Raw genomic sequence first — 16,573 nt, 5'->3', positions numbered from 1 at the left:
CTGTCCCGTCCTGCGCAGGCCCCCGGCAGAAACCTCCCGGCAACGCCTCGGACTCACCCCGGCACCCCACAGTCGGTGCACCTGATCATGACGCGGCGTGCTCGCGCAGGCGCAGCGGCAGAACGCTCGGGCGGCATCTTGTCGACCAACCGACGGCGTAGGAAGGCGCGGGGCGAGTGCACCTGTTCAGGGAGCCCGGAGACGAGCGCCTGCGACAGCTGGTCCGGGGACATCCCTCGGGTGAGCCATTCGCCAGCCTGTTTCTTCGAGGGCAGCGCAGTCGACGGCGGAGAGGGCGAGGCCCGGGTCGCGGAGCCCGAGCCGGGCGAGGACGTCGTACGCCTCGGACGGCCGTACGACGGCGACGGCGGCCGCCTCGGGCGTCACGTCACCTGCGTCGCCTTCGACGGCCCGGGCCCGCCATTCGTCGTCACGTGCGGTACCTGACCGGAAAGTGTGGAACGCCCACCTCGTGCCGGTCTCGCCCTCGCTCGGCGGGATACGACGCCGTGCGCGCCGCAGATGCCCAGCGCGCCCGAGTTCGTTGAGCACCGAGCGCACCGCCTGTGCCCGTACAGGGGCTGGGCCTTGACGAGGGGTTTGGCGTCCATCGCCGCGCTCTCGGGGAGCCGGTCGAGTCCGGCGCGGGGTTTTCGTGAGCCACGGGATCGCGCTTTCGATCTTGGGGCGAGACCCCGGTGGGTGCTGCTACGCGTCGCAAGCCGATCACGAAAAGTCATCTCGGCTGGTGCGCGGGCGAGTTGACGCGGAGAGGGTGGGGGAGTTCTTTCCGGGTCTCGACGCCCGAAGCCCGGGGCTCAGGCCTCGTGGGAGGCGTACGCGACGAAGGCGGCCCAGGCGTCGGAGGGAACGTCGAAGCAAGGGCCTTGGGGGCCGAGCTTCGAGTCTCGGACGTGGGTTGCGTGGGGGCCGAGGGCGACTTCGAGGCAGGCGCCGCCCTGGGAGTCGCTGTAGCTGGACTTGAACCACGACAGCTCAGTCTTCATAGCTCCTGTGCCACCTTCCTGATGAACGCAGCCGACTCCTCAACTCCGAGAGCCTGCATGCGGATCATGCCATGCGCCTGTGCGAGGTCACCGACCTTGTGCGCATCAGCGTGGAGCGCGCTGGTCTCCGGGCTCTCGACGTAGGCGAAGTGCTCACGGTCAGCCGTCTCCAACAGAATGAACGACCCGTTGAGCGCGAGGCCCCCGCACTTACCGAAGGGCAATACCTGGATCGACACGTTCCGCCGCGTGCCCACCTCCGTCAGGTGGAGCAGTTGCTCTCGCATGACCTGCGGCCCGCCAACTCCCGTATGCAGCGCGGCCTCATAGATGACGAAGCCGTACACCGTGCCCGTTCGGCGCTTCAACGCCTCCTGCCTGGCCAGTCGTCCCCGTACCCGCTCCTCCACCGTCTCGTCGTCCAACGGCGGACAACTCTCGCCGATCAGAGCAGCGGCGTACTCCCGCGTCTGCAACAAGCCCGGAACCAGCCCCAGCGAATAGTCGTGTACCGCGATCGCCTCGGCCTCCAACTCCATGTACTCCTGCGACCGCGCCGGAAACGGCTCGGGCTTCAAGAACTCATGCCCCGCCAGCAACTTCCCCCGCGCCCCGCACATCTGGTCCGCAACCTGCAACAACCGCAACGTCGGCCGACGCCGCCCGCACTCCATCGACTTGACGTACTCGTAGTCGTACCCGGCCTCTTCGGCGAGCGCCTGACGGCCGACCCCCGCCTCCTCGCGCCACAACTTGACCTGCCCGCCGCAGTACCGCCAGTTCGGCTGAGTCATCCTTCGCGCCCACCCGTCTCCCGCCGACACCCCGTGTACACACACTCTCTGTACACACCTCGCCACTCCCCGAGGTTACGCGCCAACCGCCAGCCTGATCACGGCAAATGACGGAGAAACACCCGCAAGGAAGAGAACCGCGCATGTCCGAGGAAGCCGTCGAGTGGCAACTGCCCCGCCACCCCCGCAGCGTGGGCCGCGCCCGCGAGCTGCTCCGTCAGCGGGCTGCCGACTGGAAGCTCCCGGACGAGGTCACCGATACCGCCGTCCTGCTCCTCAGCGAGCTCATGACGAACGCGTACCGTCACGCGCGCGTCTCCCCCGGCCGGGAGATCAGGGTGCGGTGTGTACTGGGCGACGACCGGCGTCTCCGCGTCTCGGTGAGCGACGCGGACGAGACCATGCCGACGTTCCGGAACCCCTCCCCGGAGGACGAGTCGGGGCGTGGCCTGATCCTGCTCACCCTGCTCGCTGACCAGTGGGGAACCGAACCCCGCCCGCACGGAGTCGGCAAGACCATCTGGTTCTCGCTGGATCTCGACGTGACTACACCAGCCGCCGCGCCGTAGCCCACCGCGTCAGCTCATGCCGATTAGACAGCTGCAACTTCCTTAGGACCGCCGACACATGCGACTCCACCGTCTTCACGGAGATGAACAGCTGCTTGGCGATCTCCTTGTAGGCATAGCCGCGGGCGATCAGCCGCAGTACCTCGCGCTCGCGCTGCGTGAGGCGGTCGAGGTCCTCGTCCACCGGAGGCGCGTCCGTCGAGGCGAAGGCGTCCAGGACGAAGCCGGCCAGCCTCGGGGAGAACACCGCGTCGCCGTCCTGGACGCGGAAGATGGAGTCGACCAGGTCCGTGCCGGTGATGGTCTTGGTGACGTAGCCCCTCGCTCCGCCCCGGATGACGCCGATCACGTCCTCCGCCGCGTCCGACACCGACAGGGCCAGGAACCGCACCGGCTGCTCCGCGTCCCCCATCAACGGGGCGCAGCGGCGCAGGACTTCGACTCCGCCGCCGCCGGGGAGGTGGACGTCGAGAAGGACCACCTCGGGGCGGGTGGCGGTGATGACCGTGACCGCCTGGTCGACGTCGGCGGCCTCGCCGACGACCTCCACGCCGGTCTGCTCGGTCTGGCCGATCTCGGCCTGCACGCCCGTACGGAACATACGGTGGTCGTCGACGAGGACCACTCGCACCCGGCGCTCGCCCGTCGCTGTGTCGTTCGCCTCGGTCGGGTCACTCATGACGTCTTCTCCGCCCTCTCCATCTCCAGCTCGACCTCCGTGCCGCCGCCCGGCACCGCGCGCAGGCGGGCCGTGCCGCCGTGCCGCTCCATGCGGCCGATGATCGATTCTCTGACACCCATGCGGTCGGCGGGTATGGAGTCGGGGTCGAAGCCGGGGCCGCGGTCCCGGACCGACACGAAAACCGTCTTTCCCTCGACCTCGGCGTAGACCTGCACCGCGCCGCCCTCGCCACCGTACTTGGCCGCGTTCACCATCGCCTCGCGCGCGGCCTGCATCTGTGCGCCGATCCGTTCGTCGAGGGGGCAGTCGCCGACGATGACGACCTCCAGGGGGACGCCGTGCTTGTCCTCGACCTCGGCCGCGTTGCGCCGGACGGCCTCGGCGAGGGTGTCGGGCTCGTCGGCCTCGTCCTTGCCCGTGCCCTCGGGTTTGTAGAGCCAGGTGCGCAGGTCGCGCTCCTGGGCGCGGGCGAGGCGGCGCACCTCCCCCGCGTTCTCCGCGTTGCGCTGGATCAGGGTCAGGGTGTGCAGCACGGAGTCGTGGACATGGGCGGCGACCTCGGCGCGCTCCTGGGCGCGGATGCGCATCAGGCGCTCCTCGGAGAGGTCCTGGGTCATGCGCACGAGGTAGGGGCCGGCGAGGAGGGTGATGCCGACCAGGACCGCGAGGGCCGCCTGGAGGACGGAGCCGAGGTGGGCGGCCGAGCCCTGCATGACGAAGATGCCGGACACCCCGGCCGTGACGAGCAGGACGCCGCCCGCGGCGCGCAGCAGGCTGAGGGTCCGCCTGCGGCGGCCGACCTCGGCCCAGCGGGCCCGGCGGGCGTTGTCGGCCTGGCGCCAGACCAGGGCCACACCGGCGCCGACGAGCACGGCAGGCCAGAGGTAGGCCTTCGCGCCCGTGCCCAGGTTGACGTTGCCCACGAAAACCATGGCCACCACGACCATGAGGAGCAGGGCGACGATCTGGCCCTTGTCCGGTCTGCGGGCGACGAGGCGACGGCGGCCGTCGGGGGACGTCTCTGTGGTGACGAAGGACGGGGCTTTCTGGCCGCTCACGCCTCCGACGCCGAGCGGCACGAAGAACCAGAACGCGGCGTACAGCAGAGCGCCGAGGCCGTCCGCCATGAACAGTCCGGCGAACACGAGCCGCACCCAGATCACGGGCAGCCCGAGATGCCCGGCGAGCCCCCGCGCCACACCCCCCAGCCAGCGTCCGTCACTGCTGCGGTAGAGCTTGCGCGGCGGCCGCGGTTCGACGAGTGGCGCTGCTGCGGCTGCTTCCGGCATGTCATCGATGTTCACACGGCGCGACGGCCCGAGCATCAGGGTCGGCCCCCTAGACTCCCCTGATCTTCGAGACACGCAGAAACGGCACGGCCCTCGCCCGTCTCCCCGGCGTCGGGTCAGGGGCGATATCAGGGTCCGGCCAGGGTCGTTCCGACTCCCGTCGCGGCAGCTCGCCCGTCACCATGGACACATGACAGATCACCAGCACGCCGCGGACCCGGCGCCCGACGAGGGCACCTCGTCTGCCGCGCCCTCCGCGACCGCCGCCGGTGAGGAACCGCGCGCGCACGAGCGGGCGGGTGCGCGGAAGGAAGAGGAGCGGCCGGGCGCGGCTGGGCCATCGGGCGAGACCGGCGACAGGGGTCTCCCGGCTGATGACGCAACGGCCGTGCCGCCGTCGAAGTTCCGCCGCGACCGGCAGCACAAGATGCTCGCGGGCGTGTGCGCCGGGCTGGGGCGGCAGTGCGACATGGACCCGGTGATCTTCCGGATCACCCTCGCCGTGCTCTCCGCGACGGGCGGCATCGGCCTCATCTTCTACGGCTTCGCGTGGCTCTTCGTGCCGTACGAGGACGACGAGGAGAACGAGGTCCGCAAGCTCCTGACCGGCCGGGTCGACGGCCAGGCCCTGGCGGCCGTGCTGTTCGCGCTGGTCGGCTGCGGCGTGTTCCTGACCATGTTGAACAACGCGACGGTGCTGACCTTCGCGGTCGTCGTCTCCCTGCTCCTCGCGGGCGCCGGGTACTGGGCGCGGCAGCGCGGCACCCCCGACACCGACCCGCTCGCCGCCCAGGCCGCCGCCGACGCCCCGCCGGAGGCCCAGGCCCCGCCCGTCAGCGCCACGTACCCCTCCTGGTGGCGCGACCCCATCGTCAAGGACGGCACCCACGAGGGCGGCACCGGCTATCTGTGGGGCCCCGGCGACTCCCGCACCCGCGACATCGCGGACGCCATCGACTTCAGCCTGGCCCGTGGCTACGGCCACGCCGGTGCGGACCTCCGCGCCGCCCGCCCGCAGCCGCCCAGGCAGCGCGGCCCCCGCTGGATCGGCGGCTGGATCTTCCTGCTGGCCCTCCTCGCGGCCGGTCTCGGCACCGGGCTGACGTGGGACGAGCACCCGCTCGGCATCAGCCTCCAGACCGGCCTGGCCTGCGCGCTGATCGTCCTGGGCCTCGGTATCGCGGTCAGCTCGTTCCTCGGGCGTACGGGGGCGGGCTCGATCTTCCTGGCGGTGCTCACGGCGGGGCTGCTCGCCGGGGCGGCCGCCGTGCCCAGGGACATCGGCACGGACTGGGTCCGGGAGAACTGGCGGCCCACCGCGGTGGCGGACGTCCAGCACAAGTACAACCTGGGCACCGGCGTCGGCACGCTCGATCTGAGCAAGCTGGACCTCACCAAGGCGCGGACGGTGACGACCAGGGCCGAGGTCGGGGTCGGCAAGCTGAAGGTGATCGTGCCGAAGGACGCGACCGTGAAGGTCCACGTCGACGTGGGCGTGGGCGACATCCAGCTGCCCGGCGACGACCAGGAGGACGTGGACGTGGAACCGGGCAAGTACAAGGAGGCCACCTTGACCCCGGCCAAGGGCGTCAAGCCCTCCGGCACCCTCGACATCGACCTCCAGGTCGGCGTCGGACAGGCGGAGGTGAGCCGTGCTGCGTCATGAGTTCCGTCCAGGCAAACTGATCGCCGGCTTCTTCCTGACCCTGGCGGGCATCATCTACGCCGGAGACGCGGGCGGCGCCTGGGAAACCCCGTGGTTCGCGATCATCCCCGTGGTCACGGCGGGCCTGTGCCTGGCGGGCGCGGTGGGACTGCTGACCCGCTCGGTCCGGCGCCGCCGCAGAACGGCCCGCGGCGCGGGGACACCGGAGGAGCCTTCGCCGGAGATACCCAGGTAGGCCCAAGCCTCCCCGCCACCGCACGGTCGGCCCTACGGTGTGGGGATGGGTGACTGGCCGGCGAGCATCGAAGTGCCTGACCTGGTGGGGATGACGGGACAAGAAGCCAGGGCTGTCTGCCGTGATCTCGGGCTGTTCCTGGGCTACTACAACATGGACCAGCAACTGCCACGGAGCATGGTCATCGCTCATCAGGAGCCGCCGCCCGGCACCATGGCAGAGCGTGCCGCGGCGGTCAGGATCTGGACGACGCTGGATCCGCCGCCCGCCGACCGTCAGCGATCGGACGAGGCCGGCTGACGGCGGGAAGCGGCGCCCTCGTCACCAGGCGGAGGCCCCGCTCGGTTCTCGGCGTCGGTTTCTGATCAGCGCGTCCAGGGACAGATAGGGCGCCCCCGCCAGCACCAGCGGCAGCCAGGCCATCAGGTAGGCGAGGTCGTTGCCGTAGTAGTAGGGCTCCGCGGCCCAGCTCATCGTCAGCCAGAGGCTGAGGGAGATCAGGGCTCCGCCCAGGGCGGCGAGGCGGGCCAGGAGGCCGAAGAGGGTGCCGAGGCCCACGGCCAGTTCACCGAAGGCGATGGCGTAGCCGAAGCCGACGGGGTTGTTGAGGGCCATGTCGACCATGGCCGGGATCGCCGACGACTGCTTGACGTTGCGCATCTGGTCGCCGATCGAGCCCACGCCCGAGTCCTTCATGAAGGCGCTGTCGGTGAGCTTGTCCAGTCCGGCATAGATGAAGGTGACGCCCAGGAAGACGCGGAGCGGGAGCAGCGCGTAGCGGGTGGCGGTGTCGCGCCAGCCGCGGCCGCCGCCATCGAAGTAGGGGGTGTGCGTGTCCGTACGAAAACCGTGAGTCATCGCTCCTAGCCGCCTCTCACCCAGCGTGCCGTGACCCCTCAAAAGACGATACGCACGAAAGGGAGGTACCGCTCAATGCCGGGACGACGGGTTTCCGCCCTCTGGGCGCGCCTTGCCCGAGGCCGGTCGTGGCGCCGGTCAGAGGTGCGCCCGGATCTGACGTACCGGGTGGCCCAGGGCCTGCGCGACGGAGGCGAGTTGCTCCTCGCTCAGCGCGTCGGTCTCCGGGTTCCAGACGGTGATCTCGAAGCGGGCGAAGCCGCAGGGGCCGTCGTAGTCGAGGCGGTCCAGGGTGGTGGCGGCCCCGCAGCAGGGGACGGTCACATCGAGGGTGGGGAAGCCGTCCTCGTGGGCCTCCACCAGGTCCTCCCACCAGGCGCGGTCGATCGTCGCCCGGCAGCTCGGGCACCCGACCCGCTCCAGGTTCTGCGCGCTGTCGACGACGGTCGGGTCGTCGTACCAGTCGACGTCGATCTCCACGTCCGTGTCCGCGCCCAGGCCTCCCGTCAGGGCGGTGACCAGGGCGACGGCGCGCTCGGCCGCGGGGTGTTCCGGCTGCCAGTGCGGGTCGGCGGGGATGACGGACAACACGTCGTCACTCATGGCTCAGGCCTCTCCTTCAGTCGTCACGGCTCGGGCTTCTCCACTGGTCGTCAGGCCTCGGGCGTCTCCGCTGGGCGTCATCGCTCCGCCCTCTCCACCGGTCGCCACCACTCGGGCGTCCCCACCGGTCGCCACCGCTCGGGCGTCCCCACCGGTCGCCACCGCTCGGGCGTCTCCGCTGGGCGTCATCGCTCAGTCCGTCACATCGATCGCGTACCGGTTCGTCTCCACGCCCGCGGCGGTGATCACCTGGACCTCGACCCGGCCCGGTTCCACGTCCGCCGGGACGGGGACGGTCAGGACAGCGTCCGTGGGGTTGCTGAAGCCGCCGGTCACCGGGACGAGCGGGACATGGACGTGGACGGTACCCACGCGGACCGTCATACGGGACAGCCGCTCCGCGCCCTGGGCGCCCGGCGGTACGAACCCGGCGCCGCGGATCTCGATGTCGTCGCCGGTGCGGATCGGGCCGTCGAGGTCGCCGGCCTCGCGGGCGCGGACGACGGAGAGGATGACGGGACGGCCGCCCTCGGCGTACTTGCCGGCCAGGTAGGTCGCGGCCGAGATGAGGACCACGACCGCCAGCCCCCAGGGGAGGTCGGGGAGTTGGTCGGGGCGGCGGGCCAGCCGTACCGCGGCGAACAGCAGGGCGACCGCGCCGATGACGACGTACTGGATGTCGGCGAAGGTGCCGCGCCCGGCGTCGTCGGTGAGCAGGTCGGCGGCCCTGGGGCGGTCGGCGCGTACCTTCTGCAGCCGCTGCCCGAGCACGCGCAGCCCGACCACGCGCCGCACCAGCACCGCGATCCCGCAGACCACGGCGAGGACGGTCACCACACCGGCACCGCGGGCGAGTTCGAGCCCGGAAATCAGGGTGTCGCGCTCGGCCGGGTCGGACGCGGCGGCGAGCCGGCCGACGAGGACGAGCACCGCGTACACGACGAACAGCACCCAGGCCACGGCGACCGCGCGGGAGGTGGAAAGACGGTTGTCCTCGCCGATGACGGGGGCCAGCGCGCCGCCCCGGGCGCGGTGGAACCAGGAGGCCGCGGTCAGGGCACCGGCGGCCAGCACGGCGGCCAGCAGCCCGGCGGTGCGGGCGGCGGTCCAGCCCGCGCCGATCGCCGTGAGCGCCTGGACGAGCAGGAGGACGACCACGCCCGCCCACACCGTGTACGCGGTGCGGCTCCACAGCCGGGCCAGCCACGCCTCGCCCTCGGCGCGGCCGCGTTCGGCGACCAGTTCCGCGGACTGGGTCAGTTCCTCCGACACCCACTGACGGGAGGCCGAGGCCGAGTGGGCCACGGCGGCCGGCAGGCCCTGTCCGGCGGCGAACTCGTCCCGCTTCAGGAGGAATGCGGCGACCGCCCGCCGATGCCCCTCCCGCGCCCCGTGCGGACAGTCCCCGCAGGTGCAGCCGCCTCCGTGCGCGCCCGCATCCGCGCTCTGTCTCGCCTCCTGCACCGCCACGCCCGACGCCCGCCTTCCCCGCGATCTCCACGCTGCGTGGCCCCTGCCGATGTCTCGGCCGCCGCCCTGCAACTCCCGTGCGATGACAGCGAATTGTGCCCTACGCCACGGCGGGCTCGTCCGGCAGGTCTGGTCAGGGCGGGTGAAGCCGGGGTCGCCGTGTTGACCTGGCTGCGAGAATTTCCGTATGGCCGAGATCATCCAGCGCGACGGGACCTGGGCCTTCGACGGCACGACGGTCAGGATCACGCCGGGACTCCACCGTTCGGTGCCGCTGTTCCGGCAGACGTACGGAGAGATCGCCGTGCCTCTGGAGGCCGTCTCGGGTGTCGTCTTCGAGCCCGAACGCAAGCGGGGGCGGCTGCGGATGCGGCTGCGCGAGGGCGCGGATCCGCTGTTGCAGGCGACCGGGGGCCGGCTGCCGGACGCGGCGGACCCGTACCGCCTTGCGGTGGACGTCGACCGGGCCGGGGTCGCGGAGTACGTGGCGGAGGAGATCCGGCATGCGCTGCTGCTCGACCAGATCCCCAAGGACCCGACGAAGACGTATCTGTTGTCGGGGCCGCCGGTCCCGGTCTCCGTGCGCTCCTCCGACGGCAGCGTCTCCTTCGACGGCCTCCAGGTCCGTATCGACTGGGCCGACACCTCGGACCGGGTGAAGCGGGCGACCGGCCCGCGGATCATCGCGCTCTCCGACCTGGTGGGCGTGGAATGGCTGCCCAACTCCGGTTACGAGGACGGTTTCCTGCGGTTCGTGACCCGCGAGACGGCGTTCTCCAAACTCCCGCCCGAGAAGGACCCGTACGCCCTGGACCTGTGGGGCAGCGCCCGCCGCGACCTGCTCACGGCGCTGGTGGCGACCGCGGTCACCGCCCGCCTCCCGCACCCCTCCACCCGCACGGCCGACGACCGCGCCAGCCGCTTCCCGCAGCTCCCGGCGGCGGTGCCTGCGCAGGCCGACCATCACGACGTGCTCCTGCGCAGGCTGCGGGAGCTGGGCGAGCTGCATCGCGAAGGGGTGCTGACGGACGAGGAGTTCGCGATGACGAAGGCAGTGATACTCAGGGGCTTCCAGGGCCTGTCCTAGCTCAGCAGATCCGGCTCGCTCCGGCTGATGTCCTGCCACAGGGGCTGGTAGTTGATCCATGCGACGAGGTCGCCGCCCAACTGCTCCCTGGTCGCGACCGCCGCCTTGTGGTCGATCAGGATCGGGCGGCCCGCCGCCTTGGCCGTCAGCTGGACCTGGGCGGAGCGTTCCATGGACAGGAACCACCAGGCCGCCGCGTCGACCGAGTCGCCGACGGTCAGCAGGCCGTGGTTGCGCAGCACCAGGCCCTTGCCGGAGCCCAGGGCGGCGGCGATCCTGCGGCCCTCGGCGGTGTCCACGGCGACGCCCGAATAGGCGTCGTACACCGCGTGGTCCTCGTAGAAGGCGCAGCTCTCCTGGGTGATCGGGTCCAGGAGGTCGCCGAGGGCGGAGAGGGCGCGGCCGTGCACGGAGTGGCAGTGGGCGACCGCGACGACATCGGGCCGGGCGGCGTGGACCTGGGCGTGCACGGTGAAGGCGGCCTGGTTGACGTGGTAGCGGCCTTCGACGACCTGTCCGTCGGTGTTGGCGAGCACCAGGTCGCTGACGGTGACGTGCTTGAAGGGCATGCCGAACGGGTTGACCCAGAAGCAGTCGGTGAACTCCGGGTCGCGTGCGGTGATGTGGCCGGAGACCCCGTCCTCGAAGCCCTGCCGCCCGAAGATCCGCACCGCGCCCGCCAGCCGTTCCTTGCGGTGCCGGCGCTCGTCCTCGACCGAGTCGTGCATCGGCGGCATCGCGAACCGGAGGCTGTCGGTGGGCAGGGGGGCCGGCGGGGTCGGTCCCGGTTCATACGTCCCGTGCATCGGTCCTCCAGCACTGGGGTGGCTTTACGGGGCGGAAGTTACCGTCGGTCAGCGCAGGAGAACAGGCGTATGAGGTAACGATGCCGTGCGCAACCCTTCCGGGGGCTCGGTGGTCTGGTGTGCGGAACGACAAGTTCCCGACACTTCAGCACCAGTTTTCAGTCATCCCCGGAGCCTTCCTTGAGCCTCGTCGAACGTCACCTCAGCTCCCTCATGCGGCAGCTCGCGACCCAGGACCATGTCGAGCTGGTCCACCCCTTCGCCGAGCACAAGCTGTTCGGGGCACTGGTCTACGTCGCCGAGTGCTTCGGCTTCCGCTACGCCGGTGTCCGCCTCGTCGGCCGCCACAAGATCCTCCACGTCCACCTGGTTCGCGACACCCACCCCGCGGCCCAGCAGCGCGCCGCCGCGAACCTCGCCGCGTTCCCGCAGGTGGGCGCGGGCGGCACGGTTCCCGGCATGTACCTGAACTCGCTCACGCCGGTCCCCGAGGCCCAGGCCGACATCGACCTGATCATCGCGCTCATCAAGTACGACGCCCTGGTCGAGGCGGGCAACCCCCGGCAGCTCAAGACCATCGGCTGGGGCGCCGCCGCCCTGTTCCTGCTGATGGCCCCGCTGACCGGCAAGTACGCCGTCCTTCTCCCGCTCGCCGTGCTGATGCCGGCGTTCATGTACGGCGCCCTGCGCATCAACACGGTCCGCCGCGCCAAGCTGGCCGCGCGGCTGACGGCGGGCGGCTGTGCGCAGGTGCGGGACGACGCGGGACGGGAGCGGTACGTGCGCCCGCTGCCGTACGCCACGCAAGGCGCGTAATACCGGACAGCAGATGTCGGGTATCGGCGCCACACTCGTCGTATGACTGCGAACTGGTCCGCCTTCACCGCCGCCGAACCCGATCTCGCCCAGCTCGTCGAGGAACGCTTCGGCGCCTTCACGCACCACACCCTCGCGACTCTCCGCAAGGACGGCTCGCCCCGCACCAGCGGCCTGGAGGTGCGGTTCCTGAACGGCGAGCTGTGGCTCGGCATGATGCCGGACTCGCTCAAGGCCCTCGACCTGCTCCGCGACCCGCGGTTCGCGCTCCAGGCGAACCCCGGGGAGGGGCAGTCGCTGGGCGGCGGCGACGTACGGATCAGCGGGCGGGCGGTCGAGGTCGTCGATGCGGCGACCAAGGCCGAATACGTCGAAGAGGTGGAACCGCCGGAGCCGTTCCACCTCTTCCGCACCGAGCTGACGGAGGTCGTCAGGACCTACGTCGAGGACGACAAGTACCTCGTCGTCCAGGTCTGGAAGCCCGGTGAGCCGGTGCGCCTGATCAAGCGCACCTGAGCCTCGAAAAGGCTCACTCCCACTCGATCGTGCCCGGCGGCTTCGAGGTCACGTCGAGGACGACTCGGTTGACGTCCGCGACCTCGTTGGTGATCCGGGTGGAGATCTTCGCCAGCACCTCGTACGGCAGGCGCGACCAGTCGGCCGTCATCGCGTCCTCGGACGAGACCGGGCGGAGGACGATCGGGTGGCCGTAGGTGCGGCCGTCGCCCTGGACGCCGACCGAGCGGACGTCCGCGAGCAGGACCACCGGGCACTGCCAGATGTCCCGGTCGAGGCCGGCCAGCGTGAGCTCCTCGCGGGCGATGGCGTCGGCGTCGCGGAGCAGGTCGAGCCGCTCCTTGGTCACCTCGCCGACGATCCGGATGCCGAGGCCCGGGCCGGGGAACGGCTGGCGCTGGACGATCTCCTCCGGCAGGCCCAGCTCCTGGCCGACCATCCGGACCTCGTCCTTGAAGAGCTTGCGCAGCGGCTCGATCAGCTTGAACTCGAGGTCCTCGGGGAGGCCGCCCACGTTGTGGTGGGACTTGATGTTGGCCGTGCCGGTGCCGCCGCCGGACTCGACCACGTCGGGGTAGAGCGTGCCCTGCACCAGGAACTCCACCGCCGGACCCTCGTCCGCGATGATCTCCGCCTGGGCCTGCTCGAAGACCCGGATGAACTCGCGGCCGATGATCTTCCGCTTCTCCTCGGGGTCCGAGACGCCCTTGAGCGCGGTGAGGAAGCGCTCCTCCGCGTCGACGACGACCAGCTTCACGCCGGTCGCGGCCACGAAGTCCTTCTCGACCTGCTCGGTCTCGCCCTTGCGCATCAGACCGTGGTCCACGTACACGCAGGTCAGCTGGTCGCCGATGGCACGGGCGACGAGGGCCGCGGCCACCGCGGAGTCGACGCCGCCGGACAGCCCGCAGATCGCGCGCTTGTCGCCGACGCGCGAGCGGATCTCGGCGACCTGCTCCTCGATCACGTTGCCCGTGGTCCAGTCCGGCTTCAGACCGGCACCCCGGTACAGGAAGTGCTCCAGGACCTGCTGGCCGTGCGTGGAGTGCATGACCTCGGGGTGGTACTGGACGCCGTAGAGCTTCTTCTCGTCGTTCTCGAAGGCGGCGACCGGGACGACATCCGTGGAGGCCGTGACGGAGAAGCCCTCGGGGGCGGCGGAGCAGGCGTCGCCGTGCGACATCCACACGTGCTGCTCGTCCGGGGTGCCCTCGAAGAGGGTGGAGGACGACTTCGAGACGTGCAGGTCGGTGCGGCCGTACTCACGGGCGCCGGTGTTGTCCACCGTGCCACCGAGGCTCTGCGCCATCAGCTGGAAGCCGTAGCACATGCCGAAGACGGGGACGCCGGCCTCGAAGAGCGCGCGGTCGAGGCGGGGGGCGCCCTCCTCGTAGACCGACGAGGGGCCGCCGGAGAGGATGATCGCCGCCGGGTTCTTGGCGAGCATCTCCTCGACCGGCATGGTGCTCGGCACGATCTCGCTGTAGACCCGCGCCTCGCGGACGCGACGGGCGATGAGCTGGGCGTACTGCGCGCCGAAGTCGACGACCAGGACGGTGTCGGGGGCGGCGGCGGGGGTCGCTGATGACACGGGGTGCCTTCCGGCGGTTTGGGCGAGGGCTGTGAGGCCGATTCTAGCGGGGTGCGGCCGCGGCCCCTCCCGGCCGGTGACGTCGCCCCATCCCGGCCGCCGTCTCCAGCCCTACCCGGCCGGTGACCTCGCCCCCTCCCAGCCGCCGTCTCCGGGCCGTCCCGTCCGCCGTCTCCGGCCCGTCCCGGCCGCCGTCTCCGGGCCGTCCCGTCCGGTGGATGGACCGCTGGTTGGACAGGATCGGGAGCGCGTGCATACTGCTGCCATGCTCACGCACCCGACCTTCGTCTTTACCTATGGCAACCGGCCCGCCGGCTGCCATGGTCGTGCTGCTTGAGCTACTGACAAGCGACTTCCCAGGCGCCCCGGGCCGACAAGGTCCGGGGCGCCTGTCGTTTCCTTCCGGATCTTGCCGCTCCGGGGCACCTCACCCAGAACACGAGGAGCCACCGTGACCACCACCACGCCCGAAGCCGTCATCGCCGACGCCCGTGAGCGCATCGACGCCATCGACGACCGGATCATCGGCCTCATCCAGGAACGGGCGGCCGTCTCCGCCGTCGTGCAGCAGACCCGTATCGCCTCCGGCGGACGGCGCGTGCACCTCGCGCGCGAGATGGAGGTCCTCCACCACTTCAGCGAGGCGCTCGGCAAGCCCGGCACCTCGCTCGCGATGACGCTGCTCGAACTGTGCAGGGGTCGCATCTGAGTTCGGGCCGCCTCTCACCCGTACGGCGCGTGACCGCATCGCGGACCGCTTCGTTGGTGGTGGTGTCCGTGCCAGCCAGGGGCGGGCCCGACAGAACCACGCGTGGCTCGCTGGAGCGATGAGACGTTCGGATCTTGCCGTACGTCGTGGGACCTCGCTCCAGGTAAGTGACCGGACGGCAGGGGACAGCAGCCCGGTCACCCAAGAGAACGGTCGGCTCCGGGGACGCCCGGGGCCGGCCGGCGGGAACAGAAGGCTGGACCAAACGGTTGCGGAGGCCGGGTCCGTCCAGCACGATGCCTACAAAGCCCAAGTCCCCCTGTACACACCCACATTGTCTGTGCGTTACGGCCCTGCCAGAGGTCGAGACCATCCGCGCGCCCCGCATGCGCCGGGGCGCCGACCCGGGCATCCAGGACCAGCGGCGCAACCCCCCGGCGCCGCTCCCCAGGCACCGGCGCTGCCCTGACGCCGGTGCTGACGAAAGAAGGGCCCCGCGGTTCCGTCCCGCGGGGCCCTTCGCATGTCATCGGCATGGTCGGACAGGGGTCATGTCCGGGACACGGTCCCGCAGCCCTTGTCGTCACTGATGTCCCGGCTGCGGTCGTACGGGTCCGTCGTCGGGCCTGTCGGCGTCGCACCCGTGGGCTCGGCCGACGGGAAGTGCGGGTGCAGGAAACCGTCGTAGACGTCGCAGGCCGAGTTCCCGATGTCCTGGTCGTACTTCACGACGCCGATCTTGCCCGGGGTGACCCGGTACTTGGCCGGGTCGGAGAGTTCGAGGTCGAGGACGCGGCGGACGATGGTGCGGGCCACGTCGGTCGTGCCGTCGGTGCGGACCACCGGGTAGACGAAGGTGTAGTCGGCGTGCACGGCGACGGCCGCGCCCTGGCCGGCCTTGAAGGTCATACGGCCGCGGGTCTTCACGACGTCACCGACGAGCCGGACCTCGTCCGGGTCGAAGCGGCTGAACATCACCAGCGGATCATGCTTCCTGTCCGGCTTGCTCAGGGCCTTCTTCAGGAAGCCGGGCACGTTCTGCTGCGGCTCCAGCAGGTCGAGCGCCGTCTCCGGACGTTCCCCTCGCAGGGTCGCCGGGTCCAGGTTCGCGTCGATCAGCAGCTTCCGGGTCAGCTCCAGGGCACTCGCCACATCCGCCTTGCTCCGCCCGCCGACCGCCTTCGCCTCCGGTACGACGATGCCGGCCTGGCCGTCGGCCCAGCGCTTGGCGGGCGAACCGGCGAACGGGTCGTCGAGCGTCGGGGTGCGCGGGGCCGCGGACGCGGGCGGGCCGGTCGGCGCCGCCGTCTCCGCGGGCAGGGTCTCGGACGCCTCGTCGGCGGAGTCCGCGCCGAAGGGGTCGCCGGGCAGCAGCGACGGCTTGATCGCGACGACGGCAACGGCCACGGCGAGCAGCACCCCCAGGGCCTTCCACACCCCGCGGCCGCGCTTCTTCTCCTGCCGGGCGGGCCCGGCGCGCCACCCCTCGGGCAGCTCGCCCCGCGCCTCCTGCCGGCGGAGCCGTTCCGTCACCATGCGGGCGCGGGCGGAGGGCTCCTTCGGAGCGGCCGTTTCATTGGCGCGAACGAACTGTTCCCAGACCTCGTCCGGCACTTCGGGGGTCGAGGAGGAGTCCTCGGCAGGCTTGTCAGACACGATCGTCAGTTCTAGGGGGTCGGAAAGCGCCTTCACAAGGAAAATCCGGCGGGATCCGGCTGTGACTCAGGCCACATAAGAATTCTGTGAATGCGAGTGCAACCATTCACAGCCCTCGTGGATCAAACCATGCGTACCAAGGGCCACAGCCGCGCCCCACACGCGAGGCCCCACTGCCCCACTCGCGTGCTGCGACGCAGCACACCGGACTTCTTGAGG

At 70.9% G+C, this 16,573-nt stretch carries 19 protein-coding genes; 9 read left to right on the top strand and 10 right to left on the bottom strand.

Going from position 1 to position 16,573, the window contains the following annotated elements:
- Nucleotides 1–240 precede the first annotated feature (240 nt).
- On the top strand, nt 241–447 hold the full coding sequence (locus EJC51_RS29720; protein ID WP_126273875.1) for a hypothetical protein: 207 nt from the start codon (nt 241–243) through the stop codon (nt 445–447).
- 371 nt (nt 448–818) lie between these two features.
- Here EJC51_RS29720 and EJC51_RS29715 read toward each other — a convergent pair whose 3' ends face one another.
- Both EJC51_RS29715 and EJC51_RS29710 read right to left on the bottom strand, forming a co-directional pair.
- Nucleotides 819–1,007 carry a DUF397 domain-containing protein gene (locus EJC51_RS29715; protein WP_126273874.1) on the bottom strand — a complete coding sequence of 63 codons (189 nt, stop codon included), beginning with the start codon at nt 1,005–1,007 and terminating at the stop codon, nt 819–821.
- The gene (locus tag EJC51_RS29710) at nt 1,004–1,801 is read right to left on the bottom strand and encodes a helix-turn-helix domain-containing protein (protein ID WP_126273873.1); all 798 of its coding nucleotides are present in this window, start codon (nt 1,799–1,801) and stop codon (nt 1,004–1,006) included. The genes EJC51_RS29715 and EJC51_RS29710 overlap by 4 nt, the downstream gene beginning before the upstream one ends.
- 143 nt (nt 1,802–1,944) lie before the next feature.
- Between EJC51_RS29710 and EJC51_RS29705 the strand changes: the two genes are divergently transcribed.
- Nucleotides 1,945–2,370: an ATP-binding protein gene (locus tag EJC51_RS29705; RefSeq protein ID WP_126273872.1), complete on the top strand. Its 426-nt coding sequence runs from the start codon at nt 1,945–1,947 to the stop codon at nt 2,368–2,370.
- Here the strand turns inward: EJC51_RS29705 and EJC51_RS29700 are convergent.
- Nucleotides 2,348–3,049 (bottom strand): LuxR C-terminal-related transcriptional regulator, encoded by a 702-nt coding sequence (locus tag EJC51_RS29700; protein ID WP_126273871.1) that lies wholly within the window; start codon nt 3,047–3,049, stop codon nt 2,348–2,350. The genes EJC51_RS29705 and EJC51_RS29700 overlap by 23 nt on opposite strands.
- A complete protein-coding gene (locus EJC51_RS29695) occupies nt 3,046–4,341 on the bottom strand; it encodes an ATP-binding protein (RefSeq protein ID WP_126273870.1) in 1,296 nt (431 codons plus the stop codon). Before EJC51_RS29695 ends, EJC51_RS29700 begins: the two co-directional genes overlap by 4 nt.
- A 190-nt stretch (nt 4,342–4,531) precedes the next feature.
- Between EJC51_RS29695 and EJC51_RS29690 the strand changes: the two genes are divergently transcribed.
- From EJC51_RS29690 to EJC51_RS29680, 3 genes are read left to right on the top strand one after another with little or no spacing between them, the layout of a single operon-like run.
- On the top strand, nt 4,532–6,007 hold the full coding sequence (locus EJC51_RS29690) for a PspC domain-containing protein (RefSeq protein WP_126273869.1): 1,476 nt from the start codon (nt 4,532–4,534) through the stop codon (nt 6,005–6,007).
- Nucleotides 5,994–6,242, top strand: a complete 249-nt coding sequence (locus tag EJC51_RS29685; RefSeq protein ID WP_126273868.1) for a hypothetical protein — start codon at nt 5,994–5,996, stop codon at nt 6,240–6,242. Before EJC51_RS29690 ends, EJC51_RS29685 begins: the two co-directional genes overlap by 14 nt.
- A gap of 45 nt (nt 6,243–6,287) precedes the next feature.
- Nucleotides 6,288–6,542, top strand: coding sequence for a PASTA domain-containing protein (locus EJC51_RS29680; RefSeq protein ID WP_126273867.1), 255 nt, complete (start codon nt 6,288–6,290; stop codon nt 6,540–6,542).
- A gap of 21 nt (nt 6,543–6,563) precedes the next feature.
- On the opposite strand, the gene EJC51_RS29675 is transcribed toward EJC51_RS29680, so the two are convergent.
- From EJC51_RS29675 to EJC51_RS29665, 3 genes are all read right to left on the bottom strand, one after another.
- Nucleotides 6,564–7,100, bottom strand: coding sequence for a DoxX family protein (locus EJC51_RS29675; protein ID WP_126273866.1), 537 nt, complete (start codon nt 7,098–7,100; stop codon nt 6,564–6,566).
- Nucleotides 7,101–7,238: 138 nt separating this feature from the next.
- Entirely contained in the window at nt 7,239–7,703 is a 465-nt protein-coding gene (locus EJC51_RS29670) for a hypothetical protein (RefSeq protein WP_126273865.1), read from the bottom strand.
- Nucleotides 7,704–7,895: 192 nt separating this feature from the next.
- Complete coding sequence (locus EJC51_RS29665) at nt 7,896–9,173, bottom strand: hypothetical protein (protein ID WP_126273864.1); 1,278 nt, start codon at nt 9,171–9,173, stop codon at nt 7,896–7,898.
- A 187-nt stretch (nt 9,174–9,360) separates the two neighbouring features.
- Between EJC51_RS29665 and EJC51_RS29660 the strand changes: the two genes are divergently transcribed.
- Nucleotides 9,361–10,260, top strand: a complete 900-nt coding sequence (locus EJC51_RS29660) for a DUF4429 domain-containing protein (RefSeq protein ID WP_126273863.1) — start codon at nt 9,361–9,363, stop codon at nt 10,258–10,260.
- On the opposite strand, the gene EJC51_RS29655 is transcribed toward EJC51_RS29660, so the two are convergent.
- Nucleotides 10,257–11,066: a class II aldolase/adducin family protein gene (locus EJC51_RS29655; RefSeq protein ID WP_126273862.1), complete on the bottom strand. Its 810-nt coding sequence runs from the start codon at nt 11,064–11,066 to the stop codon at nt 10,257–10,259. The genes EJC51_RS29660 and EJC51_RS29655 overlap by 4 nt on opposite strands.
- 180 nt (nt 11,067–11,246) lie before the next feature.
- Here EJC51_RS29655 and EJC51_RS29650 point away from each other — a divergent pair, with 180 nt between their 5' ends.
- Both EJC51_RS29650 and EJC51_RS29645 read left to right on the top strand, forming a co-directional pair.
- Nucleotides 11,247–11,882 carry a hypothetical protein gene (locus EJC51_RS29650; RefSeq protein WP_126273861.1) on the top strand — a complete coding sequence of 212 codons (636 nt, stop codon included), beginning with the start codon at nt 11,247–11,249 and terminating at the stop codon, nt 11,880–11,882.
- Nucleotides 11,883–11,924: 42 nt separating this feature from the next.
- Nucleotides 11,925–12,398: a pyridoxamine 5'-phosphate oxidase family protein gene (locus tag EJC51_RS29645; protein WP_126273860.1), complete on the top strand. Its 474-nt coding sequence runs from the start codon at nt 11,925–11,927 to the stop codon at nt 12,396–12,398.
- A 13-nt stretch (nt 12,399–12,411) separates the two neighbouring features.
- Here the strand turns inward: EJC51_RS29645 and guaA are convergent, their stop codons facing one another.
- The gene (gene guaA / locus EJC51_RS29640) at nt 12,412–13,989 is read right to left on the bottom strand and encodes a glutamine-hydrolyzing GMP synthase (RefSeq protein ID WP_097267936.1); all 1,578 of its coding nucleotides are present in this window, start codon (nt 13,987–13,989) and stop codon (nt 12,412–12,414) included.
- 451 nt (nt 13,990–14,440) lie between these two features.
- Between guaA and EJC51_RS29635 the strand changes: the two genes are divergently transcribed.
- Nucleotides 14,441–14,698 (top strand): chorismate mutase, encoded by a 258-nt coding sequence (locus EJC51_RS29635; protein WP_126273859.1) that lies wholly within the window; start codon nt 14,441–14,443, stop codon nt 14,696–14,698.
- Between the two features lie 549 nt (nt 14,699–15,247).
- On the opposite strand, the gene EJC51_RS29630 is transcribed toward EJC51_RS29635, so the two are convergent.
- The gene (locus EJC51_RS29630; protein ID WP_126273858.1) at nt 15,248–16,354 is read right to left on the bottom strand and encodes a hypothetical protein; all 1,107 of its coding nucleotides are present in this window, start codon (nt 16,352–16,354) and stop codon (nt 15,248–15,250) included.
- Nucleotides 16,355–16,573 lie beyond the last annotated feature (219 nt).

The organism is Streptomyces aquilus (assembly GCF_003955715.1).
Lineage (GTDB): Bacteria > Actinomycetota > Actinomycetes > Streptomycetales > Streptomycetaceae > Streptomyces > Streptomyces aquilus.
Note: the sequence above shows the minus strand (reverse complement) of the source record. Positions and strands in the feature narration are given on the sequence as shown.

Bases quoted from the DNA above. Each gene is read 5' to 3' on its own strand.
- EJC51_RS29695 (WP_126273870.1), bottom strand. From the start codon at position 4,341: ATGCCGGAAGCAGCCGCAGCAGCGCCACTCGTCGAACCGCGGCCGCCG.
- EJC51_RS29710 (WP_126273873.1), bottom strand. From the start codon at position 1,801: ATGACTCAGCCGAACTGGCGGTACTGCGGCGGGCAGGTCAAGTTGTGG.
- EJC51_RS29645 (WP_126273860.1), top strand. From the start codon at position 11,925: ATGACTGCGAACTGGTCCGCCTTCACCGCCGCCGAACCCGATCTCGCC.
- EJC51_RS29690 (WP_126273869.1), top strand. From the start codon at position 4,532: ATGACAGATCACCAGCACGCCGCGGACCCGGCGCCCGACGAGGGCACC.
- EJC51_RS29660 (WP_126273863.1), top strand. From the start codon at position 9,361: ATGGCCGAGATCATCCAGCGCGACGGGACCTGGGCCTTCGACGGCACG.
- EJC51_RS29680 (WP_126273867.1), top strand. From the start codon at position 6,288: ATGGGTGACTGGCCGGCGAGCATCGAAGTGCCTGACCTGGTGGGGATG.
- EJC51_RS29675 (WP_126273866.1), bottom strand. From the start codon at position 7,100: ATGACTCACGGTTTTCGTACGGACACGCACACCCCCTACTTCGATGGC.
- EJC51_RS29715 (WP_126273874.1), bottom strand. From the start codon at position 1,007: ATGAAGACTGAGCTGTCGTGGTTCAAGTCCAGCTACAGCGACTCCCAG.
- EJC51_RS29700 (WP_126273871.1), bottom strand. From the start codon at position 3,049: ATGAGTGACCCGACCGAGGCGAACGACACAGCGACGGGCGAGCGCCGG.
- EJC51_RS29705 (WP_126273872.1), top strand. From the start codon at position 1,945: ATGTCCGAGGAAGCCGTCGAGTGGCAACTGCCCCGCCACCCCCGCAGC.
- EJC51_RS29655 (WP_126273862.1), bottom strand. From the start codon at position 11,066: ATGCACGGGACGTATGAACCGGGACCGACCCCGCCGGCCCCCCTGCCC.
- EJC51_RS29670 (WP_126273865.1), bottom strand. From the start codon at position 7,703: ATGAGTGACGACGTGTTGTCCGTCATCCCCGCCGACCCGCACTGGCAG.